Raw genomic sequence first — 25,422 nt, 5'->3', positions numbered from 1 at the left:
CGTAAATCATGAAAGTGAAGAACTTCTGGTATGTCTTTTAAAATTGCATGGATCTTTTCAGTGTGTTCATCGCTCAGGGCTGTGTCCATCAAATCCCGTACCCCTGCCCGGGTAATGTCAAATCCAACCTTCACAATCATGGCACCGACCACTGAGCCAGCCAGAGGGTCCATAAAAGAGAATCCTTGCGATGCTCCAATAATTCCTATTAAAGCTGCAATCGATGAAATCGCATCGGTTCTGTGGTGCCATGCATTCGCTATCAAAGAAGGGCTTTGGGTCTGCTCCCCGACTCTACGCGTATAATGAAAAAGTCCTTCATTAATAATAATTGAAAGCAGCGCGGCACAAGCAGCCAGCATGCCCGGCATTTCCCTGGAACCGTTGTTGATCGCTTCCCATGTTTCATGGATAACGCCTATGCCGGTTGCGATGATGAGCAACCCGATAACGGTGGCCCCGATAGTCTCAGCACGTCCATGCCCATAAGGGTGGTTCTCATCCTGAGGTATCTTGCCTATTCGGTGGGTGAAAAGAACTATAGCATCTGTCACTAGATCAGATAGTGAGTGGATAGCATCTGCGACCAGAGCAACACTGTTCCCGAGAATTCCTCCTGCAAACTTGAAAATTGTAAGCAGTAGATTGGCAACAGCACCAATAATAATGGCTTTGATTCCGGAGGTCATGGTTCAACAAAGAGAAATTAAAAAGTAGCCGCAGGTAGCAACTGGGCAAGTGCTTATAAACCAGGCTATTGCTCGTTGGCCCTACGCCTAGTAGCAAGGCTCTTAATAATTTTAACATTGGCGGCTGGAAAAGGGTATGTCTCCAAATCTTTTGCCTGGATCCAGGTCCACTCATCGCATTGCGAAGGAGAAACTTTGCCTGAACGCAGTCGGCAAAGGAAAACATGCAAGGTTACCCTGAAGCGGGTATAGCTGTGTTTAATGACCATTAGTTTTTCGTCCAAGTGGAGAGTCACACCCAGCTCTTCTTTGATTTCGCGGTGCAGGCATTGTTCGGGTGATTCGCCAGGTTTGAATTTGCCCCCTGGAAATTCCCATAACCCACCCATAAGCCCTCCAACTTTCCTTTTCTGGATGTAGATATTGTTACGTCGAAAGATGACGGCAGCACTGACTTCAATTTTCGCGGAAGGGGACTTTTGTTTTTGAGGTGGATATAGATCCTGTTCCCCGTTTTTCTGGGCGTTGCAAAGTTGTTTCAGTGGGCATAGCAGGCAAAGGGGATTTTTAGGCAGACATACTGTGGCACCTAGTTCCATGAAGGCTTGATTAAAATTGCCGACTCCTTTTTCTGGAAGCAGGGCTTGCATGGTTTCCCATAAAATATTTTCTGATTTCCGGTTGCTCCCGTTTTCTTTGAGCAAAAAAATCCGCGACAAAACCCTTTTAACATTTCCGTCAAGAACTGGTACTTTCTGGTCAAAGGCGATGCTTAAAACTGCTCCCGCTGTATAACGACCGACACCGGGAAGTTTAAGAATTTCATCCATCGAATCCGGAACCTTGCCTGAATGATTTTTAAGGATTATTTGAGCGGATTTTTTCAAATTTCGCGCACGGGAATAATATCCCAGCCCTTCCCAATGTTTTAATACTGTAGACTCCCGGGCCCTGGCAAGCTTTTGCACGGTGGGGAAAGATTTCATCCAACGCTCAAAGTACGGGATGACTGTTTTCACCTGGGTTTGCTGTAACATGAACTCTGAAACAAGAATACGGTAAGGGTTTCTATCGTTTCGCCAGGGCATTTCCCTCTTTTCTTCTCCGTACCAGTTCAGTAATTTTTTTTGCAGAGTTTTTAGACAGGTACCTTTTGGTGGATTGGCAATATCACTCATGGATAGAGGAACCTCATACTCCTATAGCGTTTTTGCTCCAAATGACTTTGTGGAGTTGAGTCTGCAGACGCACGGCTAATTTATCTTCCAGTATCCATTGAGACAGATCTTTCAAGTCGAGCTTGTCATACACCGGAGAGAACAAAATCTGGTTGGTTGGGTTTATACTTTTCAACAAGTCACGACTCCATTCATAATCGGCACGATCAAGCAGTACAAATTTTAACTCGTCATGCTCGGAAAGAAACTCCAGATTTTGAAGATGGTTTTTTTTGTCTTCTCCACTTCCGGGGCACTTGATATCGACGATTTTGATGACTTTTTCCGGAACCCTGTCGATCGGAATGGCCCCGCCTGTTTCCAGCATCACCTTATAACCTTTTTCCAGGAGAGCTTCCATAAGTGGGTAAACATCTTCCTGCATCAAAGGTTCACCGCCGGTGATTTCGACCAGGGGCAGAGAAAAAGTTTCTACCTGTTGAACGACTTCTTCCAAAGAGAGTTCACGGCCTTCATGAAAAGCATAGGCGGTATCACACCATGAACATCGTAAGTTGCAGCCTGTTAAACGGACAAAGATACAAGGCAGACCAGTATGAGAAGATTCGCCCTGAATGCTGGCATAAATTTCATTAACTTTAAGCATTCTACTCCTGAAATCCTGTCTGGATATTCTCTCTTAGATAGATTATTTTAAGGGCCTCTAATAATTCGATGATTCTACTTTGTGTCAACTTATGACCCTTAATTTCATAAGGGTCGCTCATGGCCACAGGCAATATTTAAAGATTCCCTGTAATTTTACAATATTTCATGGAAGGAGGTTCATTAAACTTTGAGTAAATTTTATACGGAACTGGATGAAAAACTGCAGGAGTTTGTCGCCGACCAGAAAATCTTTTTTGTTGGCACAGCGGCCTCTGATGGCCGTGTCAATGTCTCTCCCAAGGGCATGGATAGTCTTAAAGTCCTCAACAAAAATCAGTTGATTTGGCTCAACCTGACAGGCAGCGGCAATGAGACCGCCGCGCATATACTTGAGAAATCCCGCATGACTCTCATGTTCTGTTCCTTTGAAGGGAAACCGTTGATCCTTAGAATTTACGGGAAGGCCAGAGCCATTCACCCCAGAGATGAAGAGTGGTCGGAATGGATCAAGTTGTTTCCGGATTACCCCGGATCGCGTCAGATTTTCCTGCTGGATATTGATTCCGCACAAACTTCTTGTGGATTTGCGGTGCCAAATTATAAGTATCAGGAGGACAGGAGCGACCTGGTTTATTGGACAGAAAAAATAGGTGATGAGGGAGTTAAAAACTACTGGAAAGAAAAAAACCAGACCAGTATAGATGGCAAACCGACAAGAATTCTTGAGTAGCCCCTATAGGTGAGAAGTAAATAAAGAATACCGGTTGTTTTGAAAAAAGGATTGTCAAAGCTTTACTAAATACCTAACCGACTGGTGAGGATTTTGGTACCCATACGTGCTTTGGCGGTGAAGTCGGTCCAGGATCTCAACTGGGTAATTTGCTTCATGATGTAAGTGGGGCTGCGGTAGAACCGAGCATGGCATTCATCCTGAATCTGGCGCAACTCTTCTTCTGAAAAATCTTTGTTCCAGAACTTGATTTTAAAATCCGGGCTGGGGTTTTCGGCGAACTTCTGCCAATAGTCTTCTGGAACGATACCTTCACTCAGCATTTGATAATAGAGTTCTACTTTTGGGTAAGGCGTGCAGATTGAAAACTGCGCGTAATCAGGTTTCAGTTTTTTGGCAAAGTCCACGGTAGCGAACATTTCTTCTTTAGTCTCATGAGGGATGCCAATCATCATGTAGGCGAAGAATCCTATACCGGCTTCACGTGTCATTTTGACTGCACGTTCAACTTTTTCCAGGCTTTGGCCTTTCTGAAGATATTGCAAATGTTTTGGAGTCGCGGACTCAATGCCGAAATGGATGCGGTAGCATCCTGCTTTTTTGAGAGCGGCCACAACTTCCTTGTTGATGGTGTCCACCCTGGCGGAAATTTTGAAATTTATTTTGATTCCCCGATCAACGATCAGCTTGCAAATCGCCAACACATTTTTTTTGTCGATGGTGATGGTGTCATCAACAAAAAATAAATCGTCCACTCCCATTTTGACCAGTTCTTCGATTTCATTCACAACACTTTCAGGACTGCGTATTCGGAACTTTGTTTTTCGGATATCGCAGAAGGTGCAAGCCGCCGGGCAGCCTCTTGTCGCCTGGATGGTGAAGAACTGCCGCCCCTCTCCAATTATGTGCTGGTAACTTGAAACATCGACAAGGTGGCGTGCGGGAAACGGTAATTCATCAAGATCAAGAAGCTCAGTTTCCGCCGGGTTGATATTCGATGTATTATCCTGTTTCCAACCCAGGCCGTTGATAGATGACAAAGGTTCATTGCCATTTTCCAGAGCCAGAACCAGGCGGGTGAATATTTTTTCTCCTTCACCAAAAACCACATAATCGATTTCCGGCTGGTCGAGAGTTTCTTTGGGGTATAAGTTTACATGCGGACCGCCGAGGCAGATTTTTATATTTGGATTCTCTTTCTTCAGTACCATTGCGGTGCGCAATGCATCGAGCAGATTGAAAGTCATGATACTCATGGCGACCATATCCGGCTTAATTTCCCTGACACGCGCAAGCATATCTTCTTCTGAAACATTTTCAGGTGGGCAGTCGATGAAGGTTGCAGTGTTTCCCGTTTCCCGCTCGTAATAGGCGGCAACATAGAGAAGCCCTAGTTTTGGATAATAGCCTTTACCACCTTCTAGTGCTTTTGGAACTGAAGATTCCAGAGAAATGGTTTCGGGGGGGACGAGGAATAAAATTTTCATGGGATTGAACAACTTTTTCCTTTAATATTAGGCCCTTAATTTTACCACAGAAATTAGAGAGGACGGCGTGATGCCCATAGTTACTGTAACCAATATGTTTCCCGAGGTCGCTTTGGCAAAACTGGGTCCTCACTGCGACTTGCGGACCAATCAGACGGAAAATCCGCCTGCAACTGAAGAACTGAAAAAATATGCTTCTGAAAGCGATGTTCTTGTCACTTACTTATCGGACAAAATCGGCCAGGACATTATTGATTGTGCGGTGAATTTGAAGCTCATCGCCAATTATGGGGCTGGATTCAACAATATTGATGTGGGATATGCGTCTAAAAAGGGCATTTGGGTGACCAATACTCCTGCAGTTTTACATGAAACTACCGCCGACTTGACCTGGGCGATGATTCTGGGAGCAGCCAGACGAATCGTTCCCGCTGAACGCTTTACCCGGGAAAACCGGTTCAAAGGCTGGCAGGCGAAAATGTATCTGGGCGGAGATGTTTATGGAAAAACTCTCGGTATTGTGGGTTGCGGGGAAATTGGCTCCGCGGTTGCCCGCAGGGCATCGGGATTTCAGATGCGGGTCCTTTACTGCAATAGAAATAGAATGCCTGTAGAAAAAGAGCAGGATTTGAATGCGGTTTTCGTGTCGCTGGAGGAATTACTCCGCCAATCGGATTTCGTTAGTGTTCATGCTCCCTTAACGGAACAGACTCAATACATGATTGGCAAGGAGCAATTTTTGATGATGAAGCCCACAGCTTATTTCATTCATACAGCCCGGGGGAAAGTGGTGGATGATAAAGCCCTGGTTGAAGCTCTGAAAGAAGAAAAAATTGCCGGCGCGGCACTGGATGTTTATGAAAATGAGCCTGAACTCACTGAAGGCATGACCGAATTAGAGAACCTGATGTTACTTCCTCATATAGGCAGTGCGAGTTATGAGACAAGGGATAAAATGGCAAACCTTGTTGCAGATAATGTTCTGGATGCTTTGGCAGGTAAAACCCCGCGGTGCCTGGTGCCTTCCTGGGGAAAGTGATTTTTGTCAGACATTAAAACGGAAGTGCATGATGTCGCCGTCCTCGACGACATAATCTTTTCCTTCAACCCTGAGTTTCCCCGCGTCTTTAATCGCCGCTTCTGATTTGTATTGCTCCAGGTCTTCCAGGCTGTAAACTTCCGCGCGGATGAATCCTTTTTCAAAGTCGGTGTGAATCACTCCTGCCGCCTGGGGTGCTTTGGAGTTTTTGGGGATTGTCCAGGCCCGGGTTTCTTTTTCTCCTGCTGTGAAGTAGGTGGATAATTCGAGCAATCCATACCCGGCAGAAATCATGCGGTCTAGCCCGGTTTCTGTCAGTCCCATTTCTTCCATGAACATGGCCTGTTCTTCCGGATCTTCGATCTCCATAATTTCACCTTCAATTTTCCCCGCCAGTGCCACGACCGAAGAGCCGTCCTGTTCCGCAATTTCTTTTACTTTTTGCACCAGTTCATTCTCTGTGTCACCCGGGTCCATGACATTGCAGATATAAAGGACGGGTTTGGCACTCAAAAGTGTCAGACTTTTTACATAGTTGATTTGCTCTTCATTGAATCCGGTGACGGTTCGTGCCGGCTGGTTCTGATCAAGGGAATCGGCAAGTTTGTCGAGAACCTCCACTTGCATACGGGCTTCCTTGTCCCCTGATTTTGCCAGCTTTTCTATCTTGGTTTTTCGGCGTTCAAGCGATTCCATGTCCGCGATCATTAATTCAGTGTTGATTGTTTCGATGTCTGCGACCGGATCAATCACATCGCTGACATGGGGAACATTGCCGTCTTCGAAACAGCGAACGACATGGGCAATGGCGTCCACTTCACGGATGTGGCCGAGAAATTTGTTGCCGAGTCCTTCTCCCTTGGACGCGCCTTTGATCAGTCCGGCAATGTCGACAAACTCCATCGTTGTGGGAACAACTTTATTGGTTTTAATGTATTGGGTGATGGTATCCAGGCGCTTATCGGGAACCGGCACGATACCGCTATTTGGTTCGATGGTTGTAAAGGCATAATTCCCCGCCTGGGCTTTGGTTCGTGTCAACGCACCAAACAGTGTTGATTTCCCCGCATTGGGGAGGCCGACAAGGCCGCAAGTGAATCCCATAAAACTTAATTTCCTTTATTATAATTTTGGTTTGAATAAATCTCTCTGGTTCCCTCTGTCAGCGGGAATGGATTAAAAAATAAAATTCGGGGTGTAAAATCGCAGTTCAATTTTAAATCTAAGTCCTGTCTCCTTCGGGCGTGGCCCGGAAAGGTTTTAAGAAAAACAGGCATAAGAATACCAGAAAAGCATAGCCTGCGATTATTTTAAAAAACTCCTGTGGGGTTACAAAACTGAACAGGGTGAGAAAAATAACTGCCCCGATACTACCATAGGCTCCTGCGAGGCCTGCAAGTTTTCCGGTCAGGCGCTTGGAAATGAGAGGAATTGCGGCAAAACAAGCTCCATTGCCTGCTTTAAAAAAAATGGATCCTGCTAAAGCAAGGGTTATGGTGCTTGTGAGACTCCAACCGGAATCAATCTCGCCAATACACCAGTGGCTCACCATTCCTCCAAATACCATGATGAAAAGTGTTTTCCTGCGACCAAATCGATCGGAAATCCACCCTCCTCCCGGTCTTGCCACCAGGTTCATAAAGGCGTAACTCGCTCCCAGCATTCCTGCAAATCCCACAGAAAGTGAAAATGTTGTTTCCATGAACTGTGGGAACATTGAAACAACTGCTAATTCTGAACCGAAAGTCAGAGAATACACCAGGCTTAATATGGCGATCTGGCTGAACGAATATTTTTCTTTGTCGAGAGGGGGATTTTGCAATCGGGGCACTGTGACTGTCCAACAGCGTATTGCATTCAATAAAAAGAGCAATGCTATTCCGAGGAAAAGAGACATGGAGAGGGTTTGTGAGATCAGGGAAAAGGGATGTCCGGAAAGTTTCCAAATGATCAGCGCGAAGGCTCCATAAACCGGCATGAGAATAAAGATTTGCAGGGCAAGGTCCCACCACGAGTTGACTTCGATCACACCATGCGGATCGACTGGAAAATCTCTGCCCTTACCCGGGGCATCCTGGCAAAATTTGTAGTAGACGCCAGCCCAGATAAGACATAAGAGTCCTGAAATACCCGTTGCGATCCGCCACCCGATGTCTTCGGGAAAGAAAAAAGCAACCCCGGGAAGTGTAAACGCCGCAAATGCTGAACCGAAGTTGCCCCAGCCCGCGTAAATACCCTGTGCCGTTCCCATCTTTTCATGGGGGAACCACTCGGCAATCATTTTAATCCCCACCACGAAACCGCCCCCGACCACTCCCATCAATAAACGGGTGATCAGCATGACCTCAAAATTATTCGCCAGTGCAAACCCAAAGCACACCAGGGCGGAAAAAACCAATAGTCCACTGAACACTTTTTGGGGACCATATTTATCGACCCAGAAACCAATGATGATCCTGGCTGGGATGGTCAAAGCCACATTGCAAATCATCAATACATTGATCTCGTCAGAAGAGAGACGAAAAGTGTGCATGATCGTAGAGTTGAAGGGCGCCAGGTTGAACCATGCTACAAATGTCAGAAAAAATGCCACCCAGGTCAGGTGCAGTGTGCCCCATTGGGATTTGTTGAAACCGAACATCGTGTTGCTGTATTCAAGATTAATAGAATGAATTATTGCAGGAAAGAAAACGGCGGGGAAAACGATGGTTTCTGTTTACTGTCAAAGCTTTATGGTTTGTTAGACATCATCTGGTGGGATTTCACCACTCCATCCTGAGTAAAGACTATGATCATGTCTTTAGTGGTATCTTTTCCAAAAGCGTTGTAAACATTATATTGATATGTCCAGATTTTATTTCCATTTTGAATACCCTTTTTAAAGGGTGGTCCAAACATTGCCAGTATTTCTTTATGGGTTGTTGTTCCTACAACAATATTTTTGTAAAGAGACTCGTTAAAATCCTTGCCAGTAGTGCCGCAGCCATACATAAGAAGCACAACAGCAAGTAGAAAAATATTCAGTATTGATTGGTTCTTCATCCGCATCGATTTTATCTGCATCAAGATGCCACAATTACATATTTTTCGCGATGCAGTTTCGGGTTTACTTGAAAGGTGATCTCTATATTGTTCTGTTTTTCTATTTCTTCAAGGAAACTGCTTTCTTCTTCAAACAGCATGTCATAAACATTGGGGTGCACTTCAATATCGATTTTCTTTTTGGTTATGTTGTCGGTTCCACGGCGCTGAATTTCCCGGATTATTTCATAACAGACGGTAGACGTCCCTTTGATATACCCTTTTCCTTCACAATAGTCGCAGGGTTCGCAAAGGGTTTGAGAGAGACTTTCACGCACTCGCTTGCGGGTCATTTCCACCAGCCCCAATTCAGAAATTTTGAGGATGCGGGTTCGGGACCGGTCTGATTTAAGTGCCTGTTTCAGCGCGTTCGAAACTATTTCTTTGCTTTCCTCCTTCGCCATATCAATGAAATCCACAATGATGATGCCACCGATGTTCCTCAGGCGAAGCTGGTATACGGTTTCTTTCACCGCTTCCAGGTTGGTTTTCAGGATGGTGTCTTCAGGGTCGCTATGCCCGACATATTTTCCTGTGTTGACGTCAATGGCAACCAGGGCCTCGGTCTGATCAATTGTGATATAACCCCCTGATTTCAGCCAGATCGTCCTGCCCAGGGCCCGGTTGATATCCATTTCGATACCATAATGGTCGAAAATCGGCATTGGGTCTTTATACTGCTCAATCTTATCTGACAAATGGGGGAGATAGGTGGAGCAGAACTCAACACACTTGTTGAAATCTGAACTGGAGTCGATCACCAACCGCTCGGTATCATTGGTAAAAAGGTCACGAATGGACCTGAAGATCAGGTTCAGGTCTTCGTAAACCAGATGCGGAGCGCCTAGATTTTCAGATTTTAGTTTCAGGTTATCCCACAAGCGGTGAAGAAACTTGAGATCGGAATCAAACTCCGCCTTTGTCGCGTCTTGTCCGGCAGTTCTGACAATATAACCTTCGCCGGGATTACCAATTTCACTGACCAGTGATTTCAGCCGTTCTCTCTCATCTTCTTCTTCAATGCGACGGGAAACGCTTATATGATTGACCGTTGGCATGTAGACCAGGTATCGTCCCGGTAGGGTTATGTAATTGGTGATCCGGGCCCCCTTGGTTCCGAGTGGATTTTTGGCAACCTGCACAAGAATCTCCTGGCCTTCCTGCAGAATATCCTGAATGCGGATTCCATGGTTGGGCCTGCCGGGTTTTCCTGAAAAAGGGTCTTCCGTTTCTTCCTCGAGAGCAGGGGGGTCTACTTCTTCTTCGAGTCCAAGCATATCAACAACATCGATATCTCCAACATATAGAAAGCCGGCCTTTTCCATTCCTATATCAACGAAGGCCACCTGCATTCCAGGAAGAATTTTTGTGACCCTGCCCCGATAAATATTTCCAACAATTCCCTTGTTGGTTTTATGCTCGATGAATAATTCCGAGACCTGATTGTTCTCCATCAACGCCACGCGAATTTCACGCTGGTTGGAATTTATCAGTATTTCAGAAGACATGGTATTCCTGAGTCAGTGTTGACGATGTAAGAATTATAACATGTCAAAGGGGCGGGCCCTGAAAAAAACACAATTCATTTTTTAATGCATTGCCCTTCGCATCTCAACATTTAACAAGAGACCGACTGCAAAAAAATGAGTGATGAGAGAAGAGCCCCCGTAACTCAGGAAAGGCAAGGGGATTCCGGTGATGGGGAAAAGACCGACGGTCATTCCAACATTAAAGATTATATAAAACGTGATGGAGCCGACAAGACCCAGGGCCAGAAAAAACCCAAACCGGTCCGCGGCTCGAAACGCGATGTTCAAACCTTTCAGGATGACATAAAGAAATAAGGATAAAAGAACAACCACTCCTAAAAAACCTGTTTCTTCCGCAAACACTGAAAAAATAAAATCTGTATGTTTTTCCGGAAGAAAGTTAAGCCGGCTTTGGGTTCCCGCAAGCAAACCCTTACCCCAGAACCCCCCTGAACCAATCGCGATTTTGGATTGGATAGAGTGATAACCTGCTCCGAGTGGGTCCAGTTCGGGATTGAATAAAGTTAAAAGCCGGGTTTTCTGGTAGTCCTTCAAAAAAAACCAGAGCGCGGGAGCCAGCATGAGTCCGCCTGTGAAAAGTTTTATCAGGGTCATTCTTTCCATTTCAATGGCGGCTACGAATACCAGGAAAATGAAAAAGATCATCATGGTGGTGCCGAGATCAGGCTGGACAACGATGAGTCCCCCCAGGACCGCCGTAAGCAGGGCCGGAACGATCAGGTCCTTCAGCGTGTATTGATTCGACATCTTTCCCGATTCGAAATATTTAGCCAGGGCAATGATCAATGACACCTTCGCGAATTCAGAAACCTGAACACTGATCGAGCCAATATGAATCCAGCGTCGGGAACCTGAGGCGATCACTCCATATACCAGCACATAACCCAGCGCAAGAATAGTTAGAACATAAATGAGGTAGGCATAACGGCTGAAGATACGATAATCGAGGACCAATGCAATGAGCATGGCCACCAGTCCATAACCAATCCAGTAAATTTGTTTGATATAAAGCCCGCGAAAAAAAGCTTCAGGACGACCATGGTTGGCGCTGTAGATGGTTATGACACCGAGAATAGAAATGCCCAGGCACGTCAGGAAAAACCACCAGTTGAAGTTGGAAACAAGGCGCCGATCAATCATGCTACGATCTTAACATAACCCGTTGAAAATTATGGAGTATTTTTGATTCTGCCAGGTTGTTCAGGCAGGTGGCGAGTGGTTCAGCCGGACAGCATAAAATTAGGTTTAAGTTTCCTGCCAGGTAAGGATGGTCACAACATTGCTCAGGAAAGGAGCCGTTATGTTGGCATCGTAATTGATGCTCATGCCACCTCCGATTGCATTAGCGTTAACCACTCCACTGACAGAGGCTTCGTTGGATGCGATCACAAACCCGTTTATATCAGCGTCTCCACTTAACTCAATCTGCTCCTTGGCGGCAAAAACACCATCCACTGTCTGGGAAAAGTTTCCTTGAAAATCTATGTCCTCAGCAGTGACCATAAACAGGTTTTGAATGTCTTCAGTATGACTTCCGTTTTTATAATTGATCATGTCCGCACCGGCCTCCACATTGATATCTCCCTCCGCCAGAATAGTGGCCTGCCAGGGGGCAGAGTTATCGCTGTAGTCATCGGTGGTGGAGATATGGATGTTAAGATCTGAGTAATACATCCCGTTATACATATGCCGGGAAGACCCACCACCCCCGGCATGCCAGCCCCTGTTTTCTGCGTTCCCAGTAGTGACGTGATTCCAGCTGTCTAAAGGACAGCTGCATGACCCTTCCGCAAAGGACCACTGGGTTCCTGAGTTGAAGACCCCGTTCACATCGGTAATGGTTCCGTCCGAGTTCAGCCAGAAATCCGCGTAGCTCTTGAAGTCGGCTGGATTAATAGTCGGAAGTGAAACTGAAGCTGACCCTGAAATACATGGGCTACTGCAGGAACCACTGGCTGTCTGTGCGACTGAAACGTTATTGGAAGTTCCAGTCATATCACCGTTAGTGTGAACGATTCCGGCAGTACCTGTTACAGTAGGATTACCATTTATGGTCAGATCGTCTTCAGTAGAAATAGCGGCTTTGCTTTTATAAAGTGGACGATGGATATGTGCTTCGATCGTGGAAGTGGTGGTTCCAAATGTTCCGACTGAAGTTAGAAAAATACTCTTATCGGCATCTGAAGTCGTGTCCGAGTCCCCATCATTATTGTCCGTTATGGTGACCGTAAAGGTGCCGCTGCCCAGGGCAATACTGGAGAAGGTTCCCGTAGGCCAGTTAGAGCCATCAATTTCATCGTCAAACCCATTATCAACTTCTCCGGGGCTGTCGCCACTTGAATCGTAGTTGAAAAAGCTGACGGCGCGTTGGATTCCCGCTTCCGCCAGATAAAAGGCAGTGCGCGTTTTGGTATAGTCCTTGGTGCGTTTAATATCCGGAGTCGACATGTTTACTGCCACAGCAGAAAATACGATTAACATCAATAAGATTATGACGCCGGTGGCCAGGGCTATTCCATCCTGATTCTCAAGGTATGGTTTGAATATTATTCTTTTGTGATCGCACTTATTTTTTTTATCTGTTTTGGTTTTCATAGGACTAATTTCTTAAATTAATATCCGTTTTAAATTGCATGGTCAGGCGGGAGTCCACGGGAGACACCATATTCACGGTTACCCCCACCGTGTTCAGTTGAGAGGTTTCGGTTTCTCCGTAAAATTCAAATGCCAATCCGTCAGTGGATGACACATCAGTGATTAATGCGGTTGTGGTTCCATCAACCGTCTTGTTTATACTGGTCCCGGATAAAGCGATGGTGACATCATTATATTTATGAATGGTGACCAGGTTGGCATTTACGCCGTAAGTATAGGAATTGGCTAGCCCTGAACTCAGGGGTATGCTTGAAGCAGAAGGTGTTCCGCTAACCGAGTTAAACTCGTATTGATCGTAAGAAGGGTTGTAAATAATTATATTATCGTTATTGCTGAACCCGCTTCCATCAACGGTGGATATGGAGTTTGAACTCGATGTTCCTCCAGAACCTGCTGACGGAGGTGTCGTGGTGCGGACGTCACCAATATTGGTTCGAAAACTAATGGTCGAACCATCAGCGAGAGGATCGGGAGCCGATATTCCAAGTCCGGGTGGCAAACCAAAACCGGACATTCGCAGTTCCTTGGTCAAAACTTTTATAGCATGACGACCCTTTGCACGCAGGTTGGTTTTAATGTTTTCGCTGTTTAATGTGTCTTCCTGATCGGTAAAAATATAAATGGATACACCAAGAACGATCAGGCCAATTGTGGAGGCGATCAACAACTCGACCATCGTAAAGCCGCTTTGATTTTTTGTGCGCTTTAATAATGGCTTCATTTTTATTGAGATAGTTGAGAAGTCAAAGTTACGGTATTCGCGCCGTTTTCCCATGAGACGTTGGCAACGATCGTATAATAATAATAGAGCGTTCCATGGGCAGTGATTGTCCAGGTTCGGGTATATATCGCGTCAGATGTTCCTGTGTCCCCTTCAGAGTCAATCACTTCACCACCCGTTGTCGCACTCCAGCTACTGGAATATGCCGGTGAGTCCAAAGAGTCTGCTCCTGCCAACGAGACGGACAACGCTGTGTTTTTAATTTCTTCTATTTTGTCTTGAGCGAGGGAGGTGGCTACAGACTCCTTGGTGCTTTTTGTGTTTTGTCCGATGACATTGCCGGTGAGCATGATAAACATGACCAACCCAAGTACCAGAAGAACCGCTGCAACCAGAACTTCGACCATGGTGAAACCGGAATTGTTTTTTATCGGATTCATGAATTGCGCCACCTTAGTGAATCAACCCTTAATCATTAGCCAGCCTTTTTATTATGAATGCAAAACTTCACCGATCAACCCCCACGAATGAGGGGAGTTTTTATATGGGCTTGATTGAATAAAACCCTCACCATTTATAGAAGCAAAATAGGGGCCAAACTTTCGTAATGTTAGCCAGCGATTTTTTTAGGTCTTTATATTCAACAATTTGCTGGAAAAATATTTTTCTTCCCGTAAATACAGGACTTCAGATGGGGATTAAGTGCGCATTACTGTTTCTTATTTTATACAGTTTATTGCAAATTTTGTGATTTTTCTCTATTAAGCGCCAGGTGAGATCTTTATTAATCACCTGTTTGTGGGGGTTTTGGCCGAAAATTCAGTAGTTTTGAGAGGGCGGTCTGATCAGTGTGTTTTTAACTCATATACCAGATTTATATCTTGATTAGTATAAGTCCTTTGTCTGAATATATCCGTTTGAATTATTGTTATCAGTTACGAACTAATTTTTTGGTGTCCCATGACGCGTATGCTATTAATTATTAAGAATGAATCGATGAAAGATTTGGAGAATGAAAATGAGTGATCTGAATCAGGATAAGGGTGCCGAGAAAACTAAACCCCCCATTGACAAAAATGCAAAAGATGGCGAAGAGGTTGAAAAAAAACCTTCGCGTCTGGCGGAGCGTAAAGGCCAGAGACCTGCATTTCCTTTCAAAAGAAAATCTGTTTAATATATGCTTGTTTTTGGAGTGGGCTTGAAATCCACTGGAACTCCTCTACCACATTTTTTAGATACAGCATGAATCAGTCATCAACACAGGATTGTCCATAATGAAAGATTGCCCATGCGGTTCTGACTTCCCTTATACAGACTGTTGCGGTCCCTTGATCCGGGGAACCGTTGTGCCGGATACAGCTGAAGATTTGATGCGGTCTCGCTATACAGCTTTCACTCAGAAAAACTGGGAATATCTGGTGATCACCAGTCACCCGGAAGAGAAAAAGGAAATGGCCAGGCTGGGGTCAGACCTGATCGATGACGGGGTGGTTTGGAAGAGGCTGGAGATAATGAATACCCGGGCTGGAGGTCATGGCGATACTGAGGGGCAGGTGGATTTTGTCGCGCATTATACTAAGGAGGATACCGAGCAAACCTTGAGAGAATCCTCCCGTTTTTATAAAGTCAATGGGCGCTGGGTCTATAGCCGCAAGGACTCCACCCTACCTCCTGTACCTGTTTCACACGCGACGAAACCAAAAACCGTAGTACGTGGAGAAGCCAAAATAGGTCGCAACCAACCCTGTCCATGTGGAAGTGGGAAGAAATATAAAAAATGCTGTGGCTAGATCGCAATTCCTGCCACATTCATATCTGGTTATCATCAGAGTTCTTTTGATCCACTCCTCAAGACAATTCTTAGTCAATCAGGCTCAAAATAGGCACCTTCTTAGTAAATGCATAAAGCTTGTTCAGGCCCAAAAGATTTCGTTCGATTCTCGATAGATTTACAATATGAAAAAATACTGAATTATTTTGAAAAACAAAGGGTTATACACTCTGTATAATTTCTAATCGGTCGCCCTAAAAGCCTTTTTTTATCAGATGTTAGAGAATCTCTGCACGTTGTTTTCCACAGCTTTTGCACAAATTATGTGGAAAAGGTTTGATTTCAGTGAGGGATCTTCTAAAGTCCTTGTCAGGCAAGAGAATTAGAGTCAATATGCAGGAAAAACCCGGATTCAAAGGGTGAAAGCAATGTTGTTTTCTCTTTACCTTGAAAACATTGGATGTGTCAGGGCGATTTATAAATCACTCGAGGAATGCTCAAATATATTAAGGGCAACGGCAGCGTCAAAATTCATTTGCCGAATTCCCCCCTATTTTTAGGGTTATAAATGGACTAGTTACGACTCCAATTATGTAATGTTTTTTGACAAGCTAATATAAAGGGAAAATGCCTGACAGGATTTTGATACCCCTTCTTCTCCTTTATTTTAAGCCTCTTTTCGAAAATGTGTTCATGTTTCAAAATTGTGGAAAACCTGAGGCTACCTAATTTTATGTAAATGCTTTTTCGACAATTGTGTTAAGGTTTCTTAGTTAATTGAATTATAAGGGGAATTTTGATTTTTTGCTAAGAAAGCTCTCTTTGCATGAGAGATTTAAAAATATTGGAGATTTTTTTGGGAAAATTTTCCACAGATAATTCACAGCTGAAAAATTTAGTACAACTTGAAATATTAAGCTTTAAATAAAGCAGTGAGCGGAAATGTCAAACCTTATGGGGTGTCAATTTTTCCTGTAGGGTCGTATCCTATGGATTGTAGGAAATCAATCATATCTTTTGGGATTGAAGCCTGAAAAATAAGATCCAAACCTGTAGCCGGGTGTTTCAATTTGAGTGTATGGGCATGCAAGGCTTGCCTGGGCATCTTGAGATCGACTGATTTTCCTCCATATAGCTGATCCCCGATTATGGGGTGATGGATTGAAGCTAAATGAACCCGAATCTGATGGGTTCTGCCTGTTTTGGGCCAAAGCCTCAGAAATGACCAGTTTTTGCATCGGTGCACAACTTCATAATCTGTAGAAGCTTCACGGCCATTTGGGGTTTTTGTGTCCATTTTTTTACGATGAACCTTATGGCGGCCGATGCTGGTTTGAATCGAGCCCGAATCTTTTTTTACATTCCCTTTTACGATCGCCAGATATTCTTTGCGTATTTCACGTTTTTTAAATTGTGCCGCTAGATTATTGTGGGCAGATTCGGTTTTGGCAACCAGGACCAATCCTGAAGTGTCCTTGTCAAGCCGGTGGACGATACCGGGTCGTTCTACTCCTCCTATTCCAGACAGGTTTTTACAATGGTGCAGTAAGGCGTTGACCAGCGTTCCCGAAGAATGTCCCGGCGCAGGGTGAATGACAAGTCCCGCAGGTTTATCCAATGAGATCAAGTGCTCATCTTCAAAAATAATATTAAGGGGTATGGGTTCCGCGGTAGTGTCAAGGGGAACAGGAGGAGGAACCCGGACCATGATCTGGTCTCCTTCTCGAACTTTGTAACCCGCTGGTCGGCTAATCTTGTTGACAGTTACCTTGTTTTCAGAAATCAGTTTTTTTAACCGTGAACGACTGATCTCTTTCAGTTGTTCTGAAAGAAATATATCCAACCTCTCTCTACTGGAGGAAGAACCTACCTCGAATTCATATTGTTCCATAGCTAGAGAGACTCGCCACCGTCCACGAAAAGGGTTTCACCATTCACAAAGTTATTTTCCATCAGGTAATCCAGTGCCTTAAGAAGATCGTCCAGGTTGCCATGAGTGCCTGTGGGAACTTGCACCGCGGCTTTTTCCAGATAATCAGGGGGCCCACCCTGTGGCGGCAGGATGAGTCCCGGCGCTATGCCGTTGACCCGGATGGTTTTTCCCCACTCCACCGCGGCCAGCTCTGTTAAATGTTTCAAGCCCACTTTGCTGACAGAATAAGCCGCGAAGGCTGGCAGTGTTCTGGCCACACGTTCATCAAGAATGTTGACGATCAAACCTTTGTTCACTTTGCGCTTGTACTCGCGCATTAGTAAATAAGGTGCCATGAGGTTGAGGTTGAAAGTATCGACCAGCGTATCAAGCTGCGTTTGCTCGACGTTTTCCTGAATAAAGTTTGCCGCGGAGTTGATCAACAGCTCTAAATCATCGAAATCTTTAACGATCTTATCAACCAGCAACTCGGACTCTTTAAGACTCCTCAGGTCTACCGCATAACCCTGACACTGAATTCCGTGAGACCGGGCCTCGGCGATGGTTTCTTCGCTTGCAGTTCCCGAACTGTGATAAAGCAGGGCGATGTTGAACCCTTTACGGGCCAGATGCAGAGCCATCGCCCGGCCTATGCGAATCGCTCCTCCTGTCACAATGGCTGTTGGCACTTTTGATCCTCACAAATTGCTTATGGTATACTTACCAGTTATTCTTCAATTTAACATAAACCGGGTTCTGCGTTTTAATAGAAACCGTTTTGAGTTCTCGAAATATTTTCAGGTAAGAGGAGTGACAACAATGAGTGAGAAAAAATGTGTGAACATAGCCGTGTTAACGGTTTCTGATACTCGCACGGAAGAGGATGACAAGTCTGGCAAGATTTTAGTCGACAGGATCAAAGACGCTGGACATAATCTGGTGGAAAAGAAAATTATTAAAGATGAGAAAGCATTGCTTCAGGAGCAATTAAAAAAATGGATCAACAGTCCTGAAGTCGATGCGGTGATTGCTACAGGTGGCACAGGTGTTACAGGTCGCGATATCACTCCCGAAGCTTTTGAGGAGTTATATGAAAAATCTATCCCGGGGTTCGGTGAACTGTTCCGCATGTTGAGTTATGAAACCATCCGGACATCGAGTCTGCAATCCCGATGTACTGCGGGGGTCGCCAACGGAACTTTTTTATTCGCTTTGCCAGGTTCTACCGGAGCCTGCAAAGACGGTTGGGACCAGATTCTTGTTCACCAGCTGGACAGCACCCACAAACCCTGTAATCTGGTAGAACTCATGCCGCGCCTTCTCGAAAAATAACCGGCCAGCGGCCGTTGGCAAAAGGGCTGTGACGCTTCGTGACCGCCTAATTTAAAAATCTCAATCTTTGTCATCGCGAGCCGTATTGCGGCGTAGCGATCCAGTTAATTATTTTTAGTGGAAAGTCAAAACTGTTATTCTTGTAGTCAGACTCTTTACCTGACGTTTAAATTTTAGGAGATCATAATGAAAAAGATTCTTTTCGCAATTTTGCTGCTCGTAATAGGAATGTTGTTTTCCACTTCTACTTTCGCTCATGATGGTGAAGAGCATCACATGGAAAGATATGAAGAAGGCAGTGGCTCGTCAATGGACATGGGGCATGAAGCAAGTGGCATGGCTCATGAATACAGGGAAAGCGGTAAGCATTCCAAAGAATATTATGAAAAGAAATATGGCAAATACGACCATGAAAAACATCAGATGGAGCATTCGTTACAGGAAGAAGGGAGCGGCATGAAAGAAGATGCCCACCAGATGATGCAAAAAGAAATGCATGAACGCAAAGAAGAAGGCTCAAGAATGTAACCACTGGGCGTGGGGCCAACGGGCAATGACTTTGTTATGCTGACAATGATTAACTCGGTTTAAAGAGCCAATGAAAAATTGCTCCCCTCGCTAGAGGGGGCGTGCCAGCGTGCGTATTGTTTTACCTAAGCCTTCGTGCCCCGAATAGGTATCCAGACTTTTGATATCCCCTCTCAATAATAGAGTCTTTGCTGAAAAAATAATTATATTTTGCGGTTATTTTTTTCCAAAGAAATTCAGGGAAGAGGCGATTGGAAACGCGTCATGAAATGCTGGAAAATGGTTGCTCGAAGATAGCAGTCGATATTGTTACAGCTTTCAAAATCGTTTCATTAATTTGGGGTTCATTGCGGATTCGAATAAGTGATCTGGTTAAAACAGAAAACGAGATGAATAAGTAGGCGATGCCCATTTCAGACGTCATTACGAGGAACAATAGTGACGAAGCAATCCAGAAAGAAACTGGATCACCACACTCCCTTAGGTCTTTCGTGATGACGTTCTTAGGTTATTCTCAGTTTTTTTACAAAAGTTGTACATAAATGGTGATTACCCCAGATTACCGTCAGAGTATTTGACTCTAAAGATCTTCCCAATCAGGATTCATTTCTTCTATTAACTCAAGTTTCTTCTCGCGTGAACCAGCCTTGATCTGTTTTTCACGAGTTATAGCACTGTCCATACTCTCATGTGATTCGTAATAGACTAGTAGCTTGCAATCATATTTTTTTGCAAACCTTTCTACAGCAGCATTTTTATGTTTGTGGACTCGCTTTACAAGATCACTCGTCACGCCAGTATAAAGAGTGCCGTTTCTTTTGTTTGCATGATATAAATAGAGGGTTTTTTCATTTGATCTGGATTGCTTCGTCGCCCGTAGGCTCCTCGCAATGACGTTCATGGGATTTTATAAATCAATGGGTCTTCAACCCCCGCTTCCTCAAACCCTTTCAGCCGAAGTTGACAACTGTCGCACGCACCGCATGACAGCCCGCCCTCTGTAGGATCATAACAACTATGGGTTAAGGAATAATCCACTCCCAGTCCCAAACCTTTTTTTATGATTTCAGCTTTAGTGAGTTCGATCAGGGGAGTATGAATTTTAATAGGTTGTTCTCCTTCCACGCCAACTTTAGTCGCCAGGTTGGCGAGCGTTTCAAACGCTTTGATAAATTCGGGTCGGCAATCGGGATAACCACTATAGTCAACAGCGTTGACACCTATAAAAATGTCGTTGGCCTCTTTAACCTCCGCATAAGCCAGACAAAATGACAGGAAGATTGTGTTGCGCGCGGGAACATAAGTGATGGGAATTTCAGACGCAATTTCCTTTTGGCTCCGACCTGTTGGTATATCAATGGAATCGGTCAAAGCCGAGCCGCCGAACTGGCGAAGGTCTATATTGACAATTTGATGGTCGATGGCTCCAAAATGCCGGGCAATATTACCTGCCCGGTCCAGCTCAATACGATGACGTTGACCGTAATCGAAGGTGAGGCAGTAAAGCTCAAACCCCTTTTTTTTGGCTATGGCCAAAGTGGTGGTGGAATCCAGGCCGCCACTCAATAAAACTACTGATTTCATAGGTTTTCCGGGTGTTTTTCTGTTGCGCTCTACGCGCTAAAGGGTTAATCTTATCAGCTTGCGCATTGCGGGTTGTTATTATATACTAATCTGCTTACAATAAAAGTGGATAGTCCCCTTAATTTTAAAGGGTTTAGCCCGATTTTACATGTTCGATAATTTATCCGATCGCCTTGATGCGATCTACAAAAAATTAAAGGGCCGCGGTGTCCTTAAGGAAACCGATGTTGATGAAGCCCTGCGTGAAATTCGGGTAGCTTTGATCGAGGCAGATGTCAGTCTGCCTGTTATCAAGGATTTCATTGCTGAAGTCCGAGTCGAAGCAGTAGGTCAGGAAGTTTTAAAAAGTCTGACTCCCGGGCATCAAATGGTCAAGATTGTCAACGATCACTTGACGCATTTGCTTGGTGATGAGTTTGTTGATATCCAGCTTGCTCCAAAGCCACCTACTATAATTTTGATGGCAGGACTTCAGGGGTCGGGTAAAACCACCACTGTCGGTAAGCTGGCGAAACGGTTTAAAGAAAAAGGTAAAAGCTGTCTGCTTGTTCCGGCAGATGTTTACCGTCCGGCGGCAATTGAACAGTTGCATGTTTTAGGGCGTGACCTGGAAGTTTCGGTGTATGACGCGGAGGAAGAGAACGACCCGGTAGCGATTTGTAAAAAAGCGCTGGATGAAGCCGTCAACAAAATGAGCCAGGTGGTGATCATTGATACTGCCGGACGTCAGCAGGTTGATGATGCTTTGATGGAAGAATTAAAGCAGATCAAACAAACAGTCGAGCCACATGAAGTGTTGTTTGTGGCCGATGCGATGATGGGTCAGCAGTCTGCTGACATCGCCAAGACATTTAATGACGCGGTTGGTATAGACGGTGTTGTCCTCACCAAGATGGATGGTGACGCCCGTGGAGGAGCGGCTTTCTCCATCAAAAGGGTGACAGGCAAACCCATTCGCTTTATGGGAATGGGAGAAAAACTTGATGCGCTGGAACCGTTTCACGCAGACCGTGTTGTTTCCCGTATTCTCGGCATGGGCGATGTCATGTCCCTGGTCGAAAAGGCGGAGCAGAATTTTGAAAAGGAAGAGCAGGAAAAATTAGAGAAAAAAATCAAGCGCAACGCCTTCACCCTGGAAGATTTTCGAGACCAGCTCAAACAGGTCCAGAAAATGGGGTCGATGGAGCAGTTGCTGGGGATGATTCCCGGCGCAGGCAAGCTGACAAAAGGTTTAAAAATTGATGACCGCGCCTTTGTTCAGGTCGAAGCGATTATCAACTCCATGACGGTTAAGGAACGCGAAAAACATAACATCATCAACGCCAGCAGGAAACGAAGGATTGCTCAGGGAAGCGGCACCCGGGTCAATGATGTGAACAAACTCTTGAAGCAGTTTGCGCAAATGCAAAAGATGATGAAAAAAGTTTCCCGTGGCGGTGGTATGAATTTTGGCAGTTTGATGGGTGGGCGGGGAATGCCGGGTCGGTTTCCTTAATATTTTTTTTGACACCCTGTTGCCTGAAATCATTTAAGTATTTTTATTTTATTCATTGGCGTTTTATTAATGCCATCTTTACCGGGCAATGCCCGTAACCTAGGAGAAAGTACATTGGCAGTTGTAATTCGATTAACTCGACGAGGAGCAAAAAAGAAACCCTTTTACCGGATTGTGGCCGCGGATTCCCGAATGCCAAGAGATGGTAGGTTTCTTGAGATTCTTGGAACCTATGATCCTCTAAAGGAAGAAGAGGGCTGTAAGGTTAACGCTGAAAAAGCTCAGGCCTGGCTGAAAAAAGGTGCCAAGCCCAGTAAAACCGTAGGTGCTCTGTTCAAAAAGGCCGGGGTCGAGGCGTAGGCTCAATCATTTCGCAAAACCACGATTTTCACAATTGCGCGAACTGAGATCAATATTTTCTGTTGCTCTTCATCATGCAAAAGTTCGTTTCCTGTGAACTGGGAGGTTATTGTGAAAGATCTCATCTTGATGATTGCGAAGTCATTAGTGGACAAGCCTGAAGAAGTAGACTTGCAGGAAGTGGAAGGCGAAAAAACTACTGTACTGGAACTGAGAGTCGCAAAAGAAGACTTGGGAAAGGTCATTGGCAAACAGGGAAAAACTGCCCGGGCCATGCGCACGATCCTTAATGCAACAGCAACCAAATTGAAAAAAAGGGCTGTGCTGGAAATTATTGAGTGATATGAACTGGATTTCGTTTGGCAAGCTTGCTCGAACCCATGGCCTGAAAGGAGAGTTGAAGTTTTTTCCTCATGACCCGGAAGAAGCCGGTTCTTTATGTGGTCAGAAGGTGCGATTGGAGAAAAAGGAATTTAAGGTTCAATCAATTCGTGGCGCGAACGTTCCTTTCATTATCAAGCTTGAAGGTATTGACGATATAGACTCGGCAAAGCTTCTAACCGGAAAAGAAGTTTTGGCGGACCGGGAATGTCTTAAGCCTCTGCCGGAGGGAGAGTATTACAGATTTGAGATTGAAGGCCTTGAAGTCTTCGATGATGAAGGTCGACTCTATGGTGTCATTGATGAAATTATCCCTACGGGGAGCAATGATGTATATGTAGTGAAAAACGGGGATCGTGAATGGATGCTTCCCATGATCGATTCAGTGGTCAAGTCCATTGACCTGGAAAAGAAAAAACTGATTTTTCATCGTATTGAGGGTTTGTTTGAGGACACTCCGGTTTGACATTGTCAGTATTTTTCCGGGGATGTTTGAGTCTCCTTTTGGAGATAGTATTATCCAGCGGGCGTGCGAAGAAGGGTTGCTTGATATTCACCTTCATGATTTGCGCGACTACAGCCTGAATAAGCACAGGAAGGTGGATGATACTCCTTTTGGAGGCGGGGTGGGGATGGTCATGAATGTAGAACCCATCGCCCGCGCTCTTGACGCGGTTAAAAAGGAAGTCCCCGATACCCGGACGATACTATTATCCCCGTCAGGTCAGCCTTTTAACCAGGGCAAAGCGTGGGAGCTTTCGCGCTTACCTGGTCTGACTCTGGTTTGTGGTCGGTACGAAGGCATTGACGAACGGGTTCGTCTACATTATGTAGACGAGGTGATTTCTATTGGTGATTATGTTTTAACCGGTGGCGAACTTCCGGCTATGGTTCTCGTTGAAGCCGTATCAAGATTGTTGCCGGGAGTTCTGGGCGACCCGGAGTCGGTGGTGGAAGAATCTTTCCACGATGGATTGTTGGAGTACCCGCAATATACCCGGCCTCGTGATTATCAGGGATTCAAGGTTCCGGAAATTCTGGTTTCTGGTGATCCAAAAAAAATACGCGACTGGCAAAAAGCGGAAGCGTTAAAAAAAACCGCGCAGGTTAGACCCGACCTGCTCGACAAAGATAAACGGATTTGATGCAGGTTGGTTTTGGATAAGGCGCAATACTCGAATATACACCTGGCGCTGGTCCACTTTCCCGTCTATAACAAATCCGGAGAAGTTGTGGTATCGTCTGTCACAACTTTGGATGTGCACGATATTTCGCGCATTTGCCGGACATATGGTATAGGCGGTTTTTATGTGGTAACGCCTTTAAAGACCCAGCAGGAACTTGTCGAAAGGTTGGTGGGGCACTGGCTTAAAGGGCGTGGGGCGGAATACAACCCGAGTCGAAAAGAAGCGCTGCTGAAAACCAGGGTCATAAAAAGTTTGGATGATGCGGTTGTCGAATTGACTGAGCAGAGCGGAGAAAAACCCTGCGTAGTGGTCACCGGAGCCAGGCAGGTGCCTAACAGCATTGGGTTCGAGGCCCTGAAAGAGCAATTGCAAAAGAATGGCCCAACGCTTCTGGTTTTTGGTACAGGTTGGGGGCTGGAAAAAAACCTGATCCTTAATGCTGATTGCGTGTTGGAACCTATTAAAGGCAATAGCGGGTTCAATCACCTGCCGGTAAGAGGAGCGATAGCAATTATATTAGACCGCCTTTTAGGTAGAAGCGGATCTTGATAAGGAATCAAAAATAATAAATCAGTTAATTATAGTACCCGAAGGAGAGAGGTTCATGAATTTAGTTGATCAGATTGAAGCAAAAGAAATGAAAAAGGATGTTGCCGATGTACATATCGGCGACACCGTCAAGGTGCACATGCGCATTGTTGAGGGTGAAAAAGAACGTATTCAGGTGATCGAAGGCGTGGTCATTAAAATGCGTGGCGGCGGGGTTCGAAAGACACTCACCGTTCGTAAAATTTCTTTCGGCATTGGGGTTGAACGCATATTCCCGTTTCATTCCCCCAGAGTCGAAAAAATTGAGATTGTTAGACGTGCCAAGGTGCGCCAGGCCAAACTTTATTATCTGCGCGAACTGCGTGGTAAGGCGGCTCGCCTGAAAGAACTCAAGACAGCCCGTCCAACGACCAAGGCGAAAAAGACCAAGACCCGTGGCAAAAAAGCGAAAGCCGCAAAAGCTGCTGCCAAAAATGCCTGAGCATTTTCAAGCTCTCTCACGTCTTTCTATCTTCCTCTCTTACCAGTTTCAAATTAACTAAAAA

Annotated in this window: 27 protein-coding genes and 1 pseudogene (1 of these 28 cut by a window edge); 12 read left to right on the top strand and 16 right to left on the bottom strand. The window is 45.1% G+C overall.

All coding sequences use genetic code 11. From position 1 onward, the window contains the following. The 3 genes and pseudogenes from F3741_06835 to F3741_06825 all read right to left on the bottom strand — a co-directional run. Nucleotides 1-689, bottom strand: a pseudogene (locus F3741_06835) (cation transporter) (it extends 520 nt beyond the left edge of the window). 65 nt (nt 690-754) lie between these two features. Further along, entirely contained in the window at nt 755-1,867 is a 1,113-nt protein-coding gene (gene mutY, locus F3741_06830; GenBank protein MZG30510.1) for an A/G-specific adenine glycosylase, read from the bottom strand. A gap of 13 nt (nt 1,868-1,880) precedes the next feature. Further along, entirely contained in the window at nt 1,881-2,513 is a 633-nt protein-coding gene (locus F3741_06825; GenBank protein ID MZG30509.1) for a radical SAM protein, read from the bottom strand. Between the two features lie 189 nt (nt 2,514-2,702). Here F3741_06825 and F3741_06820 point away from each other — a divergent pair, with 189 nt between their 5' ends. Further along, on the top strand, nt 2,703-3,245 hold the full coding sequence (locus tag F3741_06820) for a pyridoxamine 5'-phosphate oxidase family protein (protein MZG30508.1): 543 nt from the start codon (nt 2,703-2,705) through the stop codon (nt 3,243-3,245). Between the two features lie 65 nt (nt 3,246-3,310). Here F3741_06820 and F3741_06815 read toward each other — a convergent pair whose 3' ends face one another. Next, the gene (locus tag F3741_06815) at nt 3,311-4,732 is read right to left on the bottom strand and encodes a radical SAM protein (GenBank protein MZG30507.1); all 1,422 of its coding nucleotides are present in this window, start codon (nt 4,730-4,732) and stop codon (nt 3,311-3,313) included. A 67-nt stretch (nt 4,733-4,799) separates the two neighbouring features. Between F3741_06815 and F3741_06810 the strand changes: the two genes are divergently transcribed. Beyond that, nucleotides 4,800-5,771 (top strand): D-glycerate dehydrogenase, encoded by a 972-nt coding sequence (locus F3741_06810; GenBank protein MZG30506.1) that lies wholly within the window; start codon nt 4,800-4,802, stop codon nt 5,769-5,771. 6 nt (nt 5,772-5,777) lie between these two features. Here the strand turns inward: F3741_06810 and ychF are convergent, their stop codons facing one another. The 8 genes from ychF to F3741_06770 all read right to left on the bottom strand — a co-directional run bounded on the left by ychF (nt 5,778) and on the right by F3741_06770 (nt 14,218). Next, a complete protein-coding gene (ychF, locus tag F3741_06805; GenBank protein ID MZG30505.1) occupies nt 5,778-6,875 on the bottom strand; it encodes a redox-regulated ATPase YchF in 1,098 nt (365 codons plus the stop codon). 118 nt (nt 6,876-6,993) lie between these two features. Then, entirely contained in the window at nt 6,994-8,412 is a 1,419-nt protein-coding gene (locus F3741_06800; GenBank protein MZG30504.1) for an MFS transporter, read from the bottom strand. An 89-nt stretch (nt 8,413-8,501) separates the two neighbouring features. Then, entirely contained in the window at nt 8,502-8,834 is a 333-nt protein-coding gene (bamE, locus tag F3741_06795) for an outer membrane protein assembly factor BamE (protein MZG30503.1), read from the bottom strand. Next, the gene (locus F3741_06790; protein ID MZG30502.1) at nt 8,834-10,360 is read right to left on the bottom strand and encodes an Rne/Rng family ribonuclease; all 1,527 of its coding nucleotides are present in this window, start codon (nt 10,358-10,360) and stop codon (nt 8,834-8,836) included. Before F3741_06790 ends, bamE begins: the two co-directional genes overlap by 1 nt. Nucleotides 10,361-10,441: 81 nt before the next feature. Then, entirely contained in the window at nt 10,442-11,542 is a 1,101-nt protein-coding gene (rodA, locus tag F3741_06785) for a rod shape-determining protein RodA (protein ID MZG30501.1), read from the bottom strand. Between the two features lie 105 nt (nt 11,543-11,647). Beyond that, nucleotides 11,648-12,997 (bottom strand): hypothetical protein, encoded by a 1,350-nt coding sequence (locus F3741_06780; GenBank protein MZG30500.1) that lies wholly within the window; start codon nt 12,995-12,997, stop codon nt 11,648-11,650. A 4-nt stretch (nt 12,998-13,001) separates the two neighbouring features. After that, nucleotides 13,002-13,832, bottom strand: coding sequence for a prepilin-type N-terminal cleavage/methylation domain-containing protein (locus tag F3741_06775; GenBank protein ID MZG30499.1), 831 nt, complete (start codon nt 13,830-13,832; stop codon nt 13,002-13,004). Then, nucleotides 13,781-14,218: a hypothetical protein gene (locus tag F3741_06770; GenBank protein MZG30498.1), complete on the bottom strand. Its 438-nt coding sequence runs from the start codon at nt 14,216-14,218 to the stop codon at nt 13,781-13,783. Before F3741_06770 ends, F3741_06775 begins: the two co-directional genes overlap by 52 nt. A gap of 834 nt (nt 14,219-15,052) precedes the next feature. On the opposite strand from F3741_06770, the gene F3741_06765 reads away from it, so the two are divergent. Continuing rightward, entirely contained in the window at nt 15,053-15,568 is a 516-nt protein-coding gene (locus F3741_06765) for a YchJ family protein (protein MZG30497.1), read from the top strand. A 933-nt stretch (nt 15,569-16,501) separates the two neighbouring features. On the opposite strand, the gene F3741_06760 is transcribed toward F3741_06765, so the two are convergent. After that, nucleotides 16,502-17,440, bottom strand: coding sequence for an RluA family pseudouridine synthase (locus F3741_06760; protein ID MZG30496.1), 939 nt, complete (start codon nt 17,438-17,440; stop codon nt 16,502-16,504). Nucleotides 17,441-17,442: 2 nt separating this feature from the next. Beyond that, the gene (locus tag F3741_06755) at nt 17,443-18,150 is read right to left on the bottom strand and encodes an SDR family oxidoreductase (protein ID MZG30495.1); all 708 of its coding nucleotides are present in this window, start codon (nt 18,148-18,150) and stop codon (nt 17,443-17,445) included. 130 nt (nt 18,151-18,280) lie between these two features. On the opposite strand from F3741_06755, the gene moaB reads away from it, so the two are divergent. Next, on the top strand, nt 18,281-18,793 hold the full coding sequence (moaB, locus tag F3741_06750; GenBank protein ID MZG30494.1) for a molybdenum cofactor biosynthesis protein B: 513 nt from the start codon (nt 18,281-18,283) through the stop codon (nt 18,791-18,793). A 186-nt stretch (nt 18,794-18,979) separates the two neighbouring features. Further along, nucleotides 18,980-19,321: a hypothetical protein gene (locus F3741_06745; protein ID MZG30493.1), complete on the top strand. Its 342-nt coding sequence runs from the start codon at nt 18,980-18,982 to the stop codon at nt 19,319-19,321. Nucleotides 19,322-19,901: 580 nt separating this feature from the next. Here the strand turns inward: F3741_06745 and F3741_06740 are convergent. Both F3741_06740 and queC read right to left on the bottom strand, forming a co-directional pair. After that, nucleotides 19,902-20,222 carry a GIY-YIG nuclease family protein gene (locus F3741_06740; GenBank protein MZG30492.1) on the bottom strand — a complete coding sequence of 107 codons (321 nt, stop codon included), beginning with the start codon at nt 20,220-20,222 and terminating at the stop codon, nt 19,902-19,904. After that, complete coding sequence (gene queC / locus F3741_06735; protein ID MZG30491.1) at nt 20,219-20,905, bottom strand: 7-cyano-7-deazaguanine synthase QueC; 687 nt, start codon at nt 20,903-20,905, stop codon at nt 20,219-20,221. Before queC ends, F3741_06740 begins: the two co-directional genes overlap by 4 nt. A gap of 148 nt (nt 20,906-21,053) precedes the next feature. Between queC and F3741_06730 the strand changes: the two genes are divergently transcribed. The 7 genes from F3741_06730 to rplS all read left to right on the top strand — a co-directional run bounded on the left by F3741_06730 (nt 21,054) and on the right by rplS (nt 25,358). Beyond that, nucleotides 21,054-22,400 carry a signal recognition particle protein gene (locus tag F3741_06730; protein MZG30490.1) on the top strand — a complete coding sequence of 449 codons (1,347 nt, stop codon included), beginning with the start codon at nt 21,054-21,056 and terminating at the stop codon, nt 22,398-22,400. 114 nt (nt 22,401-22,514) lie between these two features. Beyond that, complete coding sequence (gene rpsP / locus F3741_06725; GenBank protein MZG30489.1) at nt 22,515-22,760, top strand: 30S ribosomal protein S16; 246 nt, start codon at nt 22,515-22,517, stop codon at nt 22,758-22,760. 111 nt (nt 22,761-22,871) lie between these two features. Beyond that, entirely contained in the window at nt 22,872-23,102 is a 231-nt protein-coding gene (locus tag F3741_06720; protein MZG30488.1) for a KH domain-containing protein, read from the top strand. A gap of 1 nt (nt 23,103) precedes the next feature. Continuing rightward, on the top strand, nt 23,104-23,607 hold the full coding sequence (gene rimM, locus F3741_06715; protein MZG30487.1) for a 16S rRNA processing protein RimM: 504 nt from the start codon (nt 23,104-23,106) through the stop codon (nt 23,605-23,607). Next, nucleotides 23,588-24,286 (top strand): tRNA (guanosine(37)-N1)-methyltransferase TrmD, encoded by a 699-nt coding sequence (gene trmD / locus F3741_06710; protein MZG30486.1) that lies wholly within the window; start codon nt 23,588-23,590, stop codon nt 24,284-24,286. Before rimM ends, trmD begins: the two co-directional genes overlap by 20 nt. Before the next feature lie 42 nt (nt 24,287-24,328). Beyond that, nucleotides 24,329-24,877 (top strand): RNA methyltransferase, encoded by a 549-nt coding sequence (locus tag F3741_06705; GenBank protein MZG30485.1) that lies wholly within the window; start codon nt 24,329-24,331, stop codon nt 24,875-24,877. Nucleotides 24,878-24,932: 55 nt separating this feature from the next. Next, a complete protein-coding gene (gene rplS / locus F3741_06700) occupies nt 24,933-25,358 on the top strand; it encodes a 50S ribosomal protein L19 (protein ID MZG30484.1) in 426 nt (141 codons plus the stop codon). Nucleotides 25,359-25,422 lie beyond the last annotated feature (64 nt).

This window comes from Nitrospinota bacterium, from assembly GCA_009873635.1.
Classification (GTDB): Bacteria; Nitrospinota; Nitrospinia; order Nitrospinales; family VA-1; genus LS-NOB.
The sequence above is the reverse complement of the archived record's forward strand: the minus strand, read 5'-3'. Positions and strand labels throughout refer to the sequence as shown.